Annotated in this window: 14 protein-coding genes and 1 pseudogene; 7 read left to right on the top strand and 8 right to left on the bottom strand. The window is 64.7% G+C overall.

Features of this window, described 5'->3' with window-relative positions; genetic code table 11:
- Window positions 1-10 precede the first annotated feature (10 nt).
- Complete coding sequence (locus ACK41X_RS10640; protein ID WP_409722462.1) at window positions 11-1,744, bottom strand: thiamine pyrophosphate-binding protein; 1,734 nt, start codon at window positions 1,742-1,744, stop codon at window positions 11-13.
- A gap of 2 nt (window positions 1,745-1,746) precedes the next feature.
- Entirely contained in the window at window positions 1,747-2,736 is a 990-nt protein-coding gene (locus ACK41X_RS10635) for a tripartite tricarboxylate transporter substrate-binding protein (protein ID WP_409722459.1), read from the bottom strand.
- 297 nt (window positions 2,737-3,033) lie between these two features.
- Here ACK41X_RS10635 and ACK41X_RS10630 point away from each other — a divergent pair, with 297 nt between their 5' ends.
- Window positions 3,034-3,840, top strand: a complete 807-nt coding sequence (locus tag ACK41X_RS10630) for a helix-turn-helix domain-containing protein (protein WP_409722456.1) — start codon at window positions 3,034-3,036, stop codon at window positions 3,838-3,840.
- Window positions 3,841-3,864: 24 nt separating this feature from the next.
- On the opposite strand, the gene ACK41X_RS10625 is transcribed toward ACK41X_RS10630, so the two are convergent.
- The gene (locus tag ACK41X_RS10625) at window positions 3,865-4,533 is read right to left on the bottom strand and encodes an epoxyqueuosine reductase QueH (protein WP_409722453.1); all 669 of its coding nucleotides are present in this window, start codon (window positions 4,531-4,533) and stop codon (window positions 3,865-3,867) included.
- Between ACK41X_RS10625 and ACK41X_RS10620 the strand changes: the two genes are divergently transcribed.
- Complete coding sequence (locus tag ACK41X_RS10620; RefSeq protein WP_409722450.1) at window positions 4,471-6,288, top strand: caspase family protein; 1,818 nt, start codon at window positions 4,471-4,473, stop codon at window positions 6,286-6,288. The genes ACK41X_RS10625 and ACK41X_RS10620 overlap by 63 nt on opposite strands.
- A 9-nt stretch (window positions 6,289-6,297) precedes the next feature.
- Here ACK41X_RS10620 and ACK41X_RS10615 read toward each other — a convergent pair whose 3' ends face one another.
- Together ACK41X_RS10615 and ACK41X_RS10610 are read right to left on the bottom strand one after the other, a co-directional pair.
- On the bottom strand, window positions 6,298-7,230 hold the full coding sequence (locus tag ACK41X_RS10615) for a peptidoglycan-binding protein (protein WP_409722447.1): 933 nt from the start codon (window positions 7,228-7,230) through the stop codon (window positions 6,298-6,300).
- Between the two features lie 98 nt (window positions 7,231-7,328).
- Window positions 7,329-8,984 (bottom strand): GMC family oxidoreductase, encoded by a 1,656-nt coding sequence (locus tag ACK41X_RS10610; RefSeq protein ID WP_409722444.1) that lies wholly within the window; start codon window positions 8,982-8,984, stop codon window positions 7,329-7,331.
- Window positions 8,985-9,106: 122 nt separating this feature from the next.
- Between ACK41X_RS10610 and ACK41X_RS10605 the strand changes: the two genes are divergently transcribed.
- Window positions 9,107-9,616 (top strand): DUF3237 domain-containing protein, encoded by a 510-nt coding sequence (locus ACK41X_RS10605; protein WP_409722442.1) that lies wholly within the window; start codon window positions 9,107-9,109, stop codon window positions 9,614-9,616.
- Window positions 9,617-9,699: 83 nt separating this feature from the next.
- Here ACK41X_RS10605 and ACK41X_RS10600 read toward each other — a convergent pair whose 3' ends face one another.
- On the bottom strand, window positions 9,700-11,082 hold the full coding sequence (locus ACK41X_RS10600) for an MmgE/PrpD family protein (protein WP_409722439.1): 1,383 nt from the start codon (window positions 11,080-11,082) through the stop codon (window positions 9,700-9,702).
- A 112-nt stretch (window positions 11,083-11,194) separates the two neighbouring features.
- On the opposite strand from ACK41X_RS10600, the gene ACK41X_RS10595 reads away from it, so the two are divergent.
- Window positions 11,195-12,760 carry a class I adenylate-forming enzyme family protein gene (locus ACK41X_RS10595; protein ID WP_409722436.1) on the top strand — a complete coding sequence of 522 codons (1,566 nt, stop codon included), beginning with the start codon at window positions 11,195-11,197 and terminating at the stop codon, window positions 12,758-12,760.
- A 63-nt stretch (window positions 12,761-12,823) separates the two neighbouring features.
- On the top strand, window positions 12,824-13,744 hold the full coding sequence (locus ACK41X_RS10590; RefSeq protein WP_409722433.1) for an NAD(P)-dependent oxidoreductase: 921 nt from the start codon (window positions 12,824-12,826) through the stop codon (window positions 13,742-13,744).
- A gap of 114 nt (window positions 13,745-13,858) precedes the next feature.
- Here ACK41X_RS10590 and ACK41X_RS10585 read toward each other — a convergent pair whose 3' ends face one another.
- Together ACK41X_RS10585 and ACK41X_RS10580 are read right to left on the bottom strand one after the other, a co-directional pair.
- Window positions 13,859-14,626, bottom strand: a complete 768-nt coding sequence (locus tag ACK41X_RS10585; protein WP_409722430.1) for an enoyl-CoA hydratase/isomerase family protein — start codon at window positions 14,624-14,626, stop codon at window positions 13,859-13,861.
- The gene (locus tag ACK41X_RS10580; protein ID WP_409722427.1) at window positions 14,623-15,441 is read right to left on the bottom strand and encodes an IclR family transcriptional regulator; all 819 of its coding nucleotides are present in this window, start codon (window positions 15,439-15,441) and stop codon (window positions 14,623-14,625) included. Before ACK41X_RS10580 ends, ACK41X_RS10585 begins: the two co-directional genes overlap by 4 nt.
- 324 nt (window positions 15,442-15,765) lie before the next feature.
- On the opposite strand from ACK41X_RS10580, the pseudogene ACK41X_RS10575 reads away from it, so the two are divergent.
- Window positions 15,766-16,278: pseudogene (locus tag ACK41X_RS10575) on the top strand (ABC transporter ATP-binding protein); the annotation flags it as partial.
- The coding region (locus ACK41X_RS10570; protein ID WP_409722515.1) for an oligopeptide/dipeptide ABC transporter ATP-binding protein at window positions 16,273-16,732 on the top strand (460 nt) is incomplete at its 3' end. The pseudogene ACK41X_RS10575 and the gene ACK41X_RS10570, both read left to right, overlap by 6 nt.

Raw genomic sequence — 16,732 nt, 5'->3', positions numbered from 1 at the left:
AGCAACGCATTCACTGCGCCCTTGCCGGTACGCGTGTCAACGCATCGAAGCCGTAGGCATTCATCCGGCCAAAGGCCTTCAGGCAGGGATGCGGCACAAAGCGCGTATGGCAGTCCAGCACTGCGGGCAAGCCCGATCGCAGCGCCCGCGTCAACGCTGGCGCAAGCTCACGTTCATGAGTCACGGCCTCGCCGAAACAGCCGAACCCGCGCGCAACGGCGGCATAGTCGGTGCCGTCAAGAGCGGTTCCAAGCTCGAAATCGAGCTGCGCGCGCTGACCGGCCCGGATGATGCCCCAGGCCGCGTTGTTGTGGACAATGGTCACCACCGGTAGCCGGTGGCGACGCGCGGTGTCGAGTTCCTGGATGGTGAAGCCGAACGAGCCGTCACCCGTGATATTGATGACAGGCACCGACCGGTTCTCGATCTGCAGCGCCAGCGCATATGGCAAACCGAATCCGAGCTGGCACATGCCGGGATCATGGAAGCGGCTGCGGCTGCGTGAAACCGGGATGATGTCGTTGCTCCAGAACGTGGTGTGACCGCCGTCAAACACAACCAGCGCGTTCTCAGGCAACGCCCTCGCAATTGCAATGCTCAGTGCGGCGGGGTGCATTGCATCGTCTTGCGGCGTCTCCGCCGCTTCGAATTGCGCCTCGTAGGCACGGCGCTGGGTACGCAGCCGCGCGAGCCACGTCTCCTCGACCTCCGGACTCTCGCCCTCGTCAAGCGCCTCGATGAGACCGGACAGCGCGGCCTTTGCGTCGGCGACCATGGCGACCGCGTGCCGGGCAGGCTGACCAAGCGCCGATGGATCGATATTGATATTGATCAGCCGTTGTTGCGCTCGCCCGGCGAGCGGGCCGCGCTCGTCCCACATCCAGGATGAAAAGCGGCAACCAACGGCAAGCATCACATCGGCCTCTCTCAGCGCCGCGTGAAGTGCATCGCCGCCGATGATGCCGCCGTGACCGATGAAATGCCGGGAGTCGGTCGGAACCACACCGAGCGCCATTTGTGTGGCGATCACCGGGGCGCGCAATCGCGCCGCCAGATCGCGTATGCCTTGCTCCGCCCCGCTTGCCACGACGCCGCCACCGGCCACGATCAACGGCCGCCGCGCCCTGCGAAGCATCTCCGCAGCCTCGTGCAACAGATGTATTGCTGGCCGCGGGCCAGTGGTCGGACGGTATTGCTCAGGCCGCAGATCGAACTCGTCATCGGCAAATTCAACCGCGGCCGCCAACACGTCCTGCGGGACGTCGAGGTGGACCGGTCCCGGCCGCCCGCTCAGCGCCTCACGGAACGCATGGCGCACGAGATCCGGAAGCCGGCGCGGGTCATGCACCACCGCGTTCCATTTCGTGATCGGTTTGAACAAATGAACCGCGTCGAGGTCCATGAACATGCCGGCATGCGGATAGGCTGCGGCGCGATGCTGGTTGGTGGTGATTAACAGCGCGGCAAGATTGTTGCCAAATGCAGTGCCCGCACCCGCCGCAAGGTTCAGGCTCCCCGGCCCCATTTCGCCGAGTGCGATGGCAATCCGTCCGGTTCCGGCAAAGCTCGCCGCAGCCATCATTGCAGCGGCGCTTTCGTGGCGGGTTCCGACAAAGCGAATGCGCTGGCCGCGGGCGATGGCATGCAGCAGCGGCGCGAGTTTGCCTCCCACCACGCCATACGCAGCAGTGACGCCTTCGCCTGCGAGAAGTCGTTCAAGCGCCTCTGCGCCGGTCAATTGCATCGTTATTCCATCGCGGTGAAGCCGGTTGCTTTAACGATCGGCGCCCAGCGTTCGTAATCTGTCTTGAGCTGCGCCGCGAAGGCATCCGGGGTCATGTAGCGCGGCTGCAATGCGCTCTTGCCAAGAGTTTCCACCATTTCCGGCGCGTGCAGCCCCTCGCGCAGCTGTTCGTTCAGAGACTGCACGATGGCTTGCGGCGTCTTCGCCGGCAGGAACCAGCCGAGCCATTCCTGCAATGCAATTTCTCGAAAGCCCTGCTCGACCATGGTTGGAATTTCCGGTGCAAACGGCGAGCGCTCCGGACTGCACACGGCAAGCGACCGGAGTTTGCCGCTGCGGATATGCGGCAATACCTCCCCGAGCACGTTGAAGCTGACCGGGATGACCCCCGCCAGCATGTCCGCGAGAAGCGGGGCGCCGCCGCGATAGGGAATCGCAGAAAACTCGAAATTCGCCGCGCGCTGCAGCATCATCCCCGCAAAATGCAGCGCCGATCCGGCGGCGGGAATCCCGTAGCTGGAGAGTTTCGGATTGGCACGCGCCCAGGTGACGAAATCGGCGACGGTCTTGATCTCGGCCGGTAGCGCGGCACTGGCGGTGAACGAATAGACATAGGTCGCCGTGGTCGAAACCGGCGCGAAGTCGGTCAGCGGATCGTAGGCGAGGTTACGGTAAATATGCGGATAGAGCGTCATGATCGATGCCGGGATTTGCAGGATCGTCAGCCCGTCCGGAGCGGCACGTTTGACATATTCGACCGCGATCCGCCCGCCGGCGCCGACACGGTTGTCGGCGAGGACATTGGTGGCATAGCGGCCACGCATCTTCTCCGCCATAGGCCGGGAAACCAGATCGCCGATGCCGCCGGCGGGAAAACCCGAGATGATAAAAGCATTGCCGGCGAGTTGTGCCTGGGCGCGGCCGATGGGGGCGAAACAGGCGGCCGCGGCCGCCGCAGTCCCAGTCGCAATGAAGCAGCGCCGATCGATCATGGATCCGTCCTCCAAGCGTTTCTTTCCGCGTTTCTTTCCGCGTTTCTTTCCGCGTTTCTTTCCGCGTTTCTTGCCCCGGCTTTTTGCTGGGGCGTCTTGGGGTAGCGTCGATTGGCTTACCCGGCCGATACATAGCTAATGGCAAGCGCCGTTCTCGGACATGGACGGACACGACGCCCGATTGTACATTTCCGATCCGTTCCGGGGCCTGCCATGCCGTCACGCGCACCGCTTCTGACCGTGTCTTTTCGCGAAGTACGCCACTTCGAACCCGACGATTGCATTCATTACGAACGGATGGAGCGGCGCGGCGAGATTCACCGCTGGAACATTCCACCGCACCGGCATGAAGCGCTGTACCAATTTGCGCTACTGGAACGCGGCTCGGTCAGGGCCGTGATCGACGGTAGACTATCGCGCCTGGCGGCGCCCGCGGCCTGGATGATTGCTCCCGCCACGGTCCACGGCTTCTCGTTCACGCCGCAAAGTTCCGGGCATACCGTCACCGTCCCGGCCTTGCTAATCCAGAATCTGGCGACCGCCGCCGGAAGCAATGGCGCACCCGGCTCCTTTGAACTTCGGCACATCGACATCGGGACCGGCCTGAGTGAATTGCGAGCGCTGTTCAGAACGGTAGCCCGCGAATTTGATGCAACCAGGCGCGGCCGCACCGAGGCCTTGCGTGCTCATGCGATTCTGCTTGGACTTTGGTTCATCCGCCATGGGTGCAGTGAAGCCTCCGGACAGCGGCAGGACGCATCCGATCCGCTGGTGCAGCGGTTTAGGGCGCTGATAGACCGGAAGTTCGGCGCGCATTGGCCGGTTGCAGACTATGCGCGCACGCTCGGCGTGACCGCCGACCATCTGAGCCGGCGCTGCCGCGCCTCCACCGGGCTCAGCGCGCGCGATCTCATCTACGATCGTCTGGTGCTGGAGGCGCGGCGACATCTGACCGCAACCCCCGAACCGGTGGCCGAAATCGGCTACCGCCTCGGATTTGCCGATCCGGCGCATTTCAGCAGGCTATTCGCGAAACGGACCGGACAGACGCCCTCGGCCTTTCGCCGTTCGCTCGCACAAGGAACGGCAGACCGCCCGGCGTGATCCCCGCCCGGCAGGAGCGCAGTGTCAGCCGGCGTCCCGATCCTCGTCCCGCCCGTAAAACTTCGTGCCGATCTCGATCGGTCCACGGCCCTGGCTGCGGCGGTGCGCGTTGGTGTCACGCAGTGAATACACGCAGCCGCAATATTCCTGCTGATAGAATTCCTCGCGCTTGGAAATCTCGATCATGCGCGCCGCGCCACCGCCCTTGCGCCAGTTGAAATCCCAGTAGCTCAAGCCGTCGTAGCGCGCGGCCGCACGCTTCCCGCAATCGTTGATCTGCGCCATGTTCTTCCAGCGCGAAATGCCAAGCGAGGAGGTCATCACCGGAAAGCCATGCTCGTGGGCATAAAGCGCGGTGCGCTCGAAGCGCATGTCGAAGCACATGGTGCAGCGGATGCCGCGCTCCGGCTCCCATTCCATGCCCTTGGCGCGCGCGAACCAGTTGTCCTTGTCGTAATCGGCATCCACGAACGGCACGCCGTGCTTCTCGGCGAAGCGCACATTCTCGTCCTTGCGCAGCAGATATTCGCGCTCCGGGTGGATGTTCGGATTGTAGAAAAAGATGGTGTAGTCGATGCCGGAGGCCAGCATCGCTTCCATCACCTCGCCGGAACAGGGCGCACAGCAGGAATGCAGGAGCACCTTTTTGTGCCCGCCGGGAGGGGTCAACGGTTTGCGGTCATAGGTTTGCATGGTCGCTCTCTGGATCGCCGGCCTTTTAGCCGATGCGGCGGACTTCCGCCACCGTCTGACGCCGGAGGCCTGTCGCAGTTTCGTGAGATGCTGGGGCGCTCGCAGCGCTGGCGGTCGCCGCGGCGTCACCTTAGACTTGCACCATTGCCACCCGTCGAGGTTCGCATAATGCCTCATATTTTCAGGCTTTTTATCGCCTTTTCGCTGTTCATACTGGCTAGCGGGGCTGCCCCGTCCGCCACAGCCGCGACGCGGGTCGCGTTGGTGATCGGGAACGGCAATTACAGCGCGGTATCGCCCCTGAAAAATCCGGGCAATGACGCCCGGGCGGTGGCGCAGTCACTCAAGCAACTCGGCTTCACCGTCACCCTTGCACTCGATGCCGGCAAAAGTCAGTTTGAAAAGGCGATTCGCGATTTTGCCGGCGCACTCGAGGGCGCGGATGCTGCGGTGTTCTTCTATGCCGGCCACGGTTTGCAGGTCGACGGCCGCAATTACATGGTGCCGGTGGATGCGCGGCTCTCCGACGAGGCCGACCTGCCATTCCAGCTGGTGGCGCTCGACATCGTCCTGCAGCGGCTCGCGCATCACCGCATCACCACGATCGTGATCCTGGATGCCTGCCGCGACAATCCGCTCAGCGAGCGCTTGTCCAAGGCGCTGGGCGAACGAAGCAAGGCGGTTGGCAAGGGTCTCGCCAGCGCCTTTGCCAGCGCCGATACGTTGATCTCCTATTCGACGCAGCCCTTTCATGTCGCGCTCGACGGCGACGGCGACAACAGCATCTATTCCGGTGCGCTCAGCCGCCATCTCCACAGCCCCGGCGTCGACGTGCTGGACATGCTCAAGCGCGTGCGGCGCGAGGTCTATGAAAAGACCAATAAGGAACAATTGCCCTGGGACAATCAGGCGCTGATCCGCGACTTCTATTTCAACGGCAAGGCGGAGGGCTTCAGGCCGCAGCCCGATCCGGAACGCGACGCTGCGCCCGCGCCCAAGCGCGATCAGGCGATCGTCGTTCCGCCGGACCGCGACGCAGTCATGACCGGCAAGCCGCCGGTCCATCAATGCGACATCGTCGCGGGCAGCGCCAGCGATCCGGAGCGCGTCACTCCCGGCGTGACGATGGGCGAACTGAACGGCGCCGAGGGAGTGATAGCCTGCCGCTCGGCGCTGGCCCGCTTTCCGGGAACCCCCCGCTTTGAGTTCCAGCTCGCGCGCTCGCTGCAAAAGACAGGTGCGCATCAGGAAGCGGCGGCACTCTATCGCAGCCTGGTCGAGCGCGGCTATTTCGCGGCGCTGACCAATTACGGCTGGATGCTCAACAACGGGCTCGGCGTCGCGAAGGACCAGCGAGAGGCGGTTCGCCTCTATCTCCTCGCTGCGCATCAGGGTGACAATTTCGGCATGTTCAACACCGCCATGGCCTATGACAGCGGCGAAGGGCTGCCCTACGATCCGCGCCAGGCCGCGCGCTGGCTCTACGCAGCGATCCGTCTGGGCCACGATTATTCGATCCGGATGATGGTCGAGCGGCCCGGTGCATGGACCCATGACTTCCGCGTCGAACTGCAGCGGCTGCTGGCCCGCGCCGGCGTTTATAACGGGCCGCTCAATGGCGCACTCGGTCCGGCCATGGAAGGCGCGCTGCGCCGGGTCAAGGATCTGCCGTTCGCACCGACGCCCGGCGGCGATGTCCCAACGGAACGGTTCGATGCGACCACCATTCCCGTCAATGCGCCGAGACCGCGCTGACCTTTTGCGTTATCGCCGTGGCGCATTCACCGCCGGCACGTCAGGATCGGACCGCATGGTCGGAATGGAGGATCGTTCCTGAGGCGGCGGCGCATTCAGCGGCAGTGAACCCGGATCGAAACGCGGCCCTGCCCCATGTACCGGAATCGACTTGGGATCGAAGCGCGGCACCGGCAGATCGTCGCGCTGCGCCTGCCCGTCACGGTCCCGGCGGCGGCCGCGATCGGCTTCGGCCGGCGCACGGCTGCCGCCGCTGCCATCGGCGCACAGCGCGTAGCGGACCTGGCACTGGCCACCGCCCTTCTCGCGTTCGCAAAAGTCAAATGCATGGCGCCCCGCCGCGTCGAGCGAGTCGCCGGCGGCGGTGAAGGCCTGCGTGTAGGTGGTACGGCCGCGGCGGCCACGTTCAGTATACCGCGTCACGGCGAAGCCAAGGCAATTCGGCGCCGCCACCGACGACAGCTTGAAGTCGCTTTTGGATCGCCGTTGCAGCCGCCGGATCGCCTCAAGCTCGGACTCGCGCCGGGTGCGGCCGATCTCGGGGGCAAAATTTCCCGCGCCATCGAAAGCGATCGTCACCCATGGCGCAGGCGCGGGCGTCGTCATCAGCCGTTCGATGGTGGCGCGCGTCAGCCGTCCGTCCGGATTGAGATTGGCGAATGTCTGGAACTGAACCAGACCGCGAACCGTCTCCTGGTTCAGGTTGCCGTCCATGTCCTGAAGACGCAGGCCGAAGTCGTAGAGGCGCTGCTGCACCCGGAAAACGATGTCCGGCGTTGCGTTGAACGTATCGGCCGCTCCACCCTGCGCGCTCCGCGTCTCCGCAGGCGACACCTCGTCCGGCTTCGGCGGCTGCTGAGCCTGCGCTGCCGTGACCGCAGCAAGCATTGCGAGCTGGGCGACGGCGGCGAGAACCAGGGCAGCAAGTCTGATGGACGCCATCCCGAAGCCTCCGGATGATGGTATTTGCGTCATCCTAAGGTTTCGGATCGTCACAAACAACTGGCGCGGAGCACGCCATCAGGCGCGTCGCAACGCCATCACACCTCCCGCGCCGCTGGCAAAGGCGGGCGGCCGCGGATCATGTCCGCAGCCTTTTCCGCGATCATGATGACCGGTGCATTGGTATTGCCCCCGATCATACGCGGGATCACCGAAGCATCGACCACCCGCAAGCCCTCGACGCCGCGCACACGCAACTCGGCATCGACCACATGGTCCGCGTCCTTGCCCATGGCGCAAGTGCCGACCGGATGGAAGCAGGTCTGCGACGAGGCGCGGATATACTCCTTCAGTTGCGTGTCGCTTCGCACCTGCGGGCCCGGCCGGATCTCCGCGCCGCGCACGCGATCCCAGGCGGGCGCTTCGAGAATGCGCCGCGCAATGCGCAAGGCCCGCACCATGTCGTCGATATCCTGCGCCTCGCTATAGAAGGCGGGATCGATCAGAGGTGCAAGCTCCGGATCGGCTCCGGCGAGCTTGACCGTGCCGCTGCTCTTCGGCCGCAGCACGATCGCAATCAGCCCGTATCCGTGGCCGATGCCCATGCGGCCGTCGGGGGTGCGCTCCGCCGGCATCAGGATGAACTGGATATCCGGGCGGTCGAGCCCCGGTTTGGAACGCACGAAGCCGCCGGCCTGCAATCCGGTATTGGCAAGCAGGCCGCGCCGGAACAGCGCGTAATTCACGATTGTCCACGCCGTCCATGGCAGGGTTCGCCAGGAAATCCCGTAGGGCAGCGTCGTCGGCGTCGAATACTGCACCGGCGAGGAGATGTGGTCCTGCAGATTGCGTCCGACCTGAGGCGCGTGATGCAGCGTCTCGATGCCGAACTTGCGCAAATCCGCCCCGTCGCCGATTCCCGAGCGCATCAGGATCGCGGGCGAGGCGAAGACGCCGGCGGAGAGGATGACCTCGCGCCGTGCGGCGATGATCCGGCGCTCGCCCTTATGAACGATTTCGACGCCAACAGCGCGGCGCCCCTCGAACATCACGCGCGACGCCAGCGCATCGCAGATTATGATGAGGTTCTTGCGCTTGCCTGCATCGCGCAGGAACGCAGTCGCCGCCGATTCGCGGCGGCCATTTCGCACTGTAATCTGCCGCCTGCCGAAGCCTTCCTGGTCGCGGCCGTTGAAATCCGCGGTGCGCGGAAACTGCAGTTGATCCGCCGCGTCCAGCATCATCCCGGTGAGCGGATTGTAGCTCTCGCAATCCGACACATTCAGCGGTCCGCCGATGCCGTGATAGGGGGAGGCAGTGTGTTGCTCGTTATTCTCCGATTTCTTGAAATAAGGCAGCACCTCGGCATAGGACCAGCCGGGATTTCCCCACGCCGCCCAGTCGTCATAGTCGGAGCGGTGGCCGCGGATATAGATCGAGCCATTGATCGAACTCGATCCGCCGAGGACGCGCCCGCGCGGCAGGAAGATTTTGCGTCCACCCACATGCTGCTGCGGCGCCGACCAATAGCACCAGTTCAGCCGTTTGTGCTTGATCAGCCAGGTCACGCCGAGCGGGATGTGGATCAGTGGGTGCGTGTCCCTCGGTCCCGCCTCGATCAGGCAGACGCGGACGTTCGCGTCTTCGCTCAGCCGGGCCGCGAGCACGCAGCCTGCCGAGCCGCCGCCCACGATCACATAGTCGAAGAGCGAGCCGTCCTGCGATGCAGGGCACGATGGCTGGACGGTGGACATTCATCCTCCCACGGCATGGCTGCCGCCTGCCCGGCGTCGTTGACATTGCGCCGTTTCGTTCAGCAGAATGACATTCCAAAATTGGACTGGCAACGGTCCGGCGCTGCGCGGCATCCGGTCAGATGACGACAAAGCGGCGACAACAATATGCGGAGGACATCATGGCGCCGGTGACGCCGAGACTCGAATTCGTGTTCAGGATCAAGATGCTGCTCGGCATCCGGCAGAAATTCGGGCCGCTGCCGCAGGGGAGCACGCGGGGCTTCGTTACCGCAGCGGGCGGCACGGTGGAAGGACCGCGGCTGAACGGCCGCGTGGTCCCGAACAGTGGCGGCGACTGGGCGCTTTACCGCGACGACCATACGGTCGGCTTCGACGCGCGCTATATGCTGGAAGCCGACGACGGCACCCCGATCTACATGATCAATCGCGGCTACCGGCATGCGCCACCCGAGGTGGCGGCACGGCAGGAGGCGCTCGAGCCGGTCGAGCCGTCGGAATATTACATGCGGATTGCGCCGAGTTTCGAAACGCCGGTCGGCAAACACGACTGGCTGACGCGCACCATCATCGTCGGCTCGGCCGAGCGGCGAAGCGATCATTCGATCTTCGATTACTACGCGGTGTTGTAGGTCCGGGTCATTCCGGGGCGCGCCGACGGCGCGAACCCGGAATGACAATTGAGAGAGCTAAGCGCGGACGACAATTGAGAGGGCTATCGCGAAGCGCCAAACACTGCTCGTACATCCGCTACCCCTTCGATACCCTCCAGCCGCTCCGTCAGGCCTCGCGCCGCGGCAGCATCCAAAGGATGCCGCGCCACTGCCAGACAATTCTCGAGCTTCCGCCGCATCGCGCTCTCGTCCATCGGGTTGCGCGGATGTCCCAGCGGATCGATCACCTCACGTGAGACTTTGCCGCGGCCGGTGAGCGACAGCGCCAGCACCCCGCGCGTCGATTGGTCGAGGGTCCAGGACGTCTCGACCGCGTGATGCACCTTGTCCGCAAGGCCGTGCAGCGCCGGATCGGCAAGCCGCTCCTTTGCGAAATCCTGCAGGCCGACATCGCCCTGAGCGAGTGCGAGCGCAACCGTAAAGGGGATAGAGAATTTTGCGTCGATTGCAGTTTTCGGCCGCGCCTTCTGCGCCGCCGGCTCGCACAGAACGGCAAAGAACGGACTGACCGTCACATCGATCCGCTCAATGTCCGGTGGATCGAAGCCATGCTCCCCCCGCAGCAACAGCGCCGCCTCGACAAACGCATGGGTTCCGCGGCAGGACGGCCACGGCTTGAAACTCACCGTCGTGCCCTCGTAGCGCTCCCCGAGCGCATCCAGAATGCGCGTCGCATCGAATTGTCCGCGCGCGAAATTGGCATAGAGTCCGCCCGGTCCCTCAATCGGCCGCGCGAAGGCTTCGAGGCCGCGGCCCGCCAGCAAGGCCGCGGTCACGCCCGCCCGCGCGCTGAAACCGTCGCGCACAGCGCGCAGATGCGAGGGCGGATAGGACACAAGCGCATCGGAGAACACGGCCTGGCAGGAGGCGAGCGCCAGACTTTGCACGATCTGATGTTCGGAGAGTTTGAGCAGCCGCGCCGCCGCTGCCGCAGCCCCGTAGGCGCTCAGCATCGGGATGAAATAGAAGCCGCGCTTTTCGACGCTTTCCGTCAGTCCAAGAGCCAGCCGGCAGGACAGATCGGCGCCAATCGCGACCGCATCGAGGAAATCGCGTCCGCTCACGCCGCCGATATGCTCGGCGATGGCAAGCGCGGCCGGCACCACGGCGGCATGCGGATGCACCAGCGTCGCGTCGTGGGTGTCCTCGAAGTCGAGCGCATGCGCCATCGCACCGTTGGCGAATGCAGCCATCACCGGCGACGTGCGAAAATCGAAGCCGAAGACGCAACAGCGTCCGCTCTCGCCGCTGTCCCGCGCCAGCGCCACAAAGGCATCGCAGCCTTCGCCAAGTCCGCTCGCGGCCGTCATCACCCCGATCGCATCGATGACGGCCCGTCGGGTCACAGCGCGCGCCTGCGCGGGCACATCGGCCGTTTCGATATGACGCGCAAGGATCGCCGAGATGTCGGGCGCAGCAGTCATGGCGTTTCCTCGGGGACCGGCCGTTGCGCGGTTACCGGATTTCTTGCGCGCAAACTAGCAAGCCGATATTGTGCCATCCAGTGATATGCCATTCCGATAAACGAAATAAGGCATGATGGGAGGACGGCTCACGCAGGGACTGCGCCGGGCGGCGCAGGTCAAGCCTGACGGCATCGCCGTCATCGACGGCACGCATCGGTACACCTGGCGCGAAGAGCAGTCCCGGATTGCGCGTGCCGCAGCGGTGCTCCGGGACGCCGGTCTTTCCAAAGGCGGACGCGTCGCCCTGCTCGCGCTCAACAGTCATCGCTATTTCGAAATCTATTATGCGATCCCCTGGGCCGGCGGCGCGATCGTACCGCTGAACACCCGGCTCGCCTTGCCGGAACTGGAATATATTCTGGACGATTCAGGCGCGGAAATTCTCATCGTCGACGACAATTTCGTCGATGCGGCGCGAGCGATCCGCGAACGCGCGCCGGCGATGCACATGCTGATCCATATCGGGGATGGCCCGGCGCCCGACGGATTTGGCGATTACGAGGCGCTGGTCGCCGCCGCCGCGCCAGCGCAGGACGCGGACCGCCATGGCAGCGATCTTGCGGGCATCTTCTATACCGGCGGCAGCACCGGCAAGGCCAAGGGCGTGATGCTCAGCCACGACAATCTCGTCACCAATGCGGTGAACGGCTGCTACATGATCGGGTACGACCCCTCGAGCGTTTATCTGCATGCTGCGCCGATGTGCTATCTCACCGACGGCATGTCGACCCTGTCGGTCACCATGGCGGCGGGCACGCATGTCTTTATTCCGCGCTTTGAGGTCGACGCCTGCCTTGATGCGATGTCCGCGCATCGCGTGACCAACATCGCGCTGGTGCCGACCATGATCGCGATGATCGTGAATTCGCCCGGCATCGAAAAGCGCGACCTGTCGCATCTGCGGCAATTCATGTTCGGCTCCTCGCCGATCACCGAAGGCACGCTGAAGCGCGCGGTCGAGCTGTGGCCCAACATGCGCTTCCTGCACGGCTGGGGCATGACCGAACTCTCTCCGATCGGCAGCATGATCCCGCATCATCTGCGCGACCCGAAGATTGCGGGCGACAAGCTGAAATCCTGCGGCGTCGCGCCGCCCAATGTCGAGGTCATCATCGCCGACGAGGACGGGCGCGAAGTTCCGCGCGGCACCATCGGCGAAATTCTGGTGCGGGGCCCGATCGTGATGCAGGGCTACTGGAACAAGCCGGAGGAAACGGCCCATGCGCTGCGCGGCGGCTGGCTGCATACCGGCGACGCCGCGATCATGGATGACGAGGGATTGATCTATATCGTCGACCGGCTCAAGGACATGATCATTACCGGCGGCGAGAATGTGTATTCCACCGAAGTGGAGAATGCGATTTCCGTCATGCCCGGCGTCGCCGAAGTCTCGGTGATCGGCATTCCCGATCCGAAATGGGGCGAGGCGGTGCATGCGATCGTGGTGCCGCGCACGGGCGCTGCGCTCACGGCCGAGGCGGTGCAGGCGCATTGCCGCAATCTGATCGCCGGCTACAAATGCCCGCGCAGCGTGGAATTGCGCAGCGATCCCCTGCCGGTATCGGCCGCCGGCAAAATCCAGAAGAACGTGCTGCGCGAGCCTTACTGGCGCGGCAAGGACAAGCAGGTGAACTGACACACAGTTCAGCGAGCGGCGCGGATTGACCGGTGCCGCGATGGATAAGAATGGGAGGTCACGATGTCGGATACCCCGATCGCACCGCCGGCCCGGGTCGGCTTTTTCGGACTGGGCGCGATGGGCTGCGGCATGGCGGTCAATCTGGCGAAGGCCGGGTTCACGTTGTCGGCCTATGATCCCTCCGAAGAGGCGCGCCGGAATTTCGAGAGCCGCAGCGGCGCGAAGGCCGTCGCGACGCCGCGCGAAGCCTGCGAGAACCAGGAGGCCATTCTCACCATGCTGGGCGATGGCCAGGTGGTGCGCGCGGCGCTGTTTGGCGGCGATGCCGCGATCACGGCGGCGAAGCAGGGCACGCTGGTGATCGACTGCTCGTCGTCTTCGCCGCCCGATACGCTGAGCCTCGGCAAGGAACTGGCAGAGCGCGGTATCGGGCTGATCGACGCGCCGGTGTCGGGCGCCCAGAAGGGCGCCGACGACGGCACGCTGACGCTGATGGTCGGCGGCGATGCGGCGCTGGTGAAGCGCGCGGACAAAATCCTGCACGCGATGGGCAAGGCGATTTTCCATACCGGTCCGCTCGGTTCGGGCCACGCGATGAAGACCATCAACAATTACGTCGCGGCGCTAAACCTGATTTCGGCGCTGCAAGGTCTCTTGGTCGGGCAGAAATACGGACTCGACCCGGACCAGATGGTCGACATCATCAATGCGTCCTACGGGCGCAATGCCGCCACCGAATTCGTGCTGAAGCAGCAGGTCACGTCCGGCAGGTTCGCGGCCAATTTCAAGATGTGGCTTGCGGCGAAAGACGCCCGCGTGATGGCGGAGACCGCGCGCCATGTCGGCTATAGCGCACCGCTGCCGCGGGAGCTGACCGCCTGGCTCGCAGAGGCGGAAAGGATGCTCGGCCGCGATGTCGACTTCACCAATCTTTACAAATATCTCGACACGTTCTGGGAGAAAGAGAAAGCGGCGGGGTGATCCGCACTTTGTGTATCCGCCGTCATGGCCGGGCTTGACCCGACCGTCCACGTCTTCGCCAAATACCCGCTATAAAGCGCGGATGCCCGCGACAAGCGCGGGCATGACGCGTGGTTAGGTACCCCGAAACACCGGGCTCCGTCGCTCGCGAAACGCCGCAAGGCCCTCCTGTGCGTCGGGGCCGCGTGTGACGTCTTTCTGGTAGCGCGCTTCCAGTTCCAGCACTTCGTCGAGGCTGCGTTCGCCTGACAATATTTCCTTGGTCGCGCGAAAAGCCGCCGTGGGACCGCTGGCAATCAGCGCGGCCAGCTCCATCGTGCGCAGCGCAAGCGCATCCGCCGGCACCGCCTCGTTGATGAGTCCAAGACCGGCGGCTTCCGCGCCGCTCAGCATGCGTCCGGTGAACACAAGCTCTGCGGCACGATGCCGGCCGAGCCGGCGCTGGAAAAAGTAATGCCCGCCGGAATCCAGCACCGCGCCGATGCGCCGGAACGGACTGCCGAAGACCGCATCCTCCGCTGCGATCGTCATGTCGCAGGCGAGCGCGAGCCCGAGCCCGAAGCCGAGCGCCGGTCCGCGCACCGACGCAAGCGTCGGTGCGGGCAAGGCGTAAAGCCGCTGCAATATCGGGCCGATCCTGCCGCGCAAAATCTCGTAGGCGTCCTCGCCCCGCGGATCGATCTCGCGCACATCCCGCCCGGAACAGAAGCTCGTGCCGCCGCCGCGGATCACAAGGCAACGCGCGTTCCGCACGCGCGCGCTTGCGAGTATCTCGCCGAGCGCGTCCATCTCGACGAGCTTCAGGCTGTTTTTCGTTTGCGGGCGGTCGATTTCCAGCACCAGCACCGCGCCCTCGTCAAGCAGCCGGAACGCATCGCTCATCGCCGCGCCCTCCGTAGCGGAGCGGCCGCCACCGCTGTTTCCTCCGCGGGCTCGCGATAGCCGAACGCCTTGCTCAAGTCCTTGGCCTTGCCGATGACAAGGTCGGCGAGCTGCTTGTGCATCGTCTGCTTGTAACGGATCAGCGGCATGGTAATGCCGAGCGAGCCCATGACATTGCCGTCGGCATCGAACACCACGCGCGCAAAGCCGATCGCCTCCGGGAAAATCTCGCCGACCGCTGATGCGTAACCGCGCTCGCGAATCTGCTTCAGCGCCGCCTTCATGTCGGCGAGTTTCGGCGGCGGATTGCCGGCAGGCGAGGCCCCGGCCTCGGCGACCGCCAGCGCGACCACATCGTCCGGCAGATAGGCCAGCATGCAGCGGCCGACCGCGCCCCAGGCGACTTTCTGCTCCATCATCGGCTCGAAATGATAGCCGAGCGGATGCGGCGAGCGCGCCACCACCGTGCCGACGAAGCGCCGGGAGGCCGGCAGATACATTGCAAAATAGCAGGTCTCCTGGCAGGCATCGCGCAGCGCATTCAGGATCGGCCGCGCGATCTCCTCGATGTCGATCTGCCGCGTGATCAGCGACGAGATGCGGAACAATTCGCGGCCGGCCCGATAGCGCTGCGTGGTGGCGCGCTGCTCGATCAGCCCCTGCGTCATCAGAAGCTTGAGCAGCCGATGCACCGTGCTCGGCGGCAGTGACAGGCGTTGTGCAAATTCCTTGACCGAGATTTCGCCGCCCAGTTCGGCGACGCATTGCAGGAGCCGCACCACGCGGACCACCGTACTGGTTGCTTCTTCCGACACGCTGCTGTTCCCTCATCGTCCGGACGCCGCACAACCGATCTTCGCTTGTCACCGTCCGTTGCGGACACTATCCTACTCAGTGGAAGATCATTCCGCTAGAAGGAATGGCACCGGTGGGAGGGAATGTCCGAGCGCTCGCATGCGAGTGACGCGGCTGGCGGGGGCGCGCGCGAGGCGTGTCGGACGCCAGCACCAAGCGTTGCGATCGTGAGCGGTATCGACAGCACGGCGTCGGACGCCGTTGCAGGACCGCTGCTCAGCGTCGAGAATCTGCACGTCACTTTCGCCACGGATCTGATGACCGTGCGCGCGGTGGAGGGCTTCAGCCTTCAGGTCCATCCCGGCGAAGTCGTTGCGCTGGTCGGCGAATCCGGGTCTGGCAAATCGGTCTCCGCGCATTCGATCATGCGGCTCTTGCCGCGCACCGGCCGCACGCCGCACGGCCGTATCCTGTTCGAGGGACGCGATCTCCTCACCCTGCCCGAGGACGCGATGCGCGATGTGCGCGGGCGCGAAATCTCGATGATTTTCCAGGAGCCGATGACCTCGCTCAATCCGGTCCTGCCGATCGGTTTGCAGATCATCGAGCCGCTGCAATATCACCTGAAAATGTCCACGCCGGACGCGATGGCCCGCGCGGCGGAACTGTTGAAGCTGGTCGGGATTACCGATCCCGAGCAGCGTCTGAAACAATATCCGCATCAGTTTTCCGGCGGCATGCGCCAGCGCGTGATGATCGCGATCGGGCTTGCCTGCAATCCAAAGCTCATCATTGCCGATGAACCGACAACCGCGCTCGATGTCACCATCCAGGCGCAGATCCTCGAGCTGATGAAGTCGCTGTCGCGCGACCTCGGCATCGCGCTCATCATCATCACGCATAACCTCGGGATCGTGGCGCGCTATGCGGACCGGGTGGTGGTGATGTATTCCGGCAGCGTGGTCGAGCAGGGTGAAGCCGATCCCGTCTTCCACCGCCCGAGGCATCCCTACACGATGGGGCTGTTGCGCTCGGTGCCGCGGCTCGACCGGCCGCGCACGGGCATGCTTGCAACCATCGAAGGCCTGCCGCCATCGGCAGCGGACCCGCTGCCGGGCTGCCGCTTCGCGCCGCGCTGTCCGTTTCGCCTGCCGGCTTGCGAGGCAACGCCGCCGCCGCTTGTGGCGACGGATACCGGCAGCCTGTCCGCCTGCATCCGCGCACCCGACATTGCGGAGGGCAAGCTTGCCTGGGCGCGGGCGGATGCGGCCGCAGGATCGCCGGTGATGGCATCCGATCCATCCGCACCGG

The sequence above is a fragment of the Pseudorhodoplanes sp. genome (assembly GCF_046289595.1).
In the GTDB taxonomy this organism is placed as follows: Bacteria; Pseudomonadota; Alphaproteobacteria; order Rhizobiales; family Xanthobacteraceae; genus Pseudorhodoplanes.
This window is presented reverse-complemented; position numbering and strand designations above follow the sequence as displayed.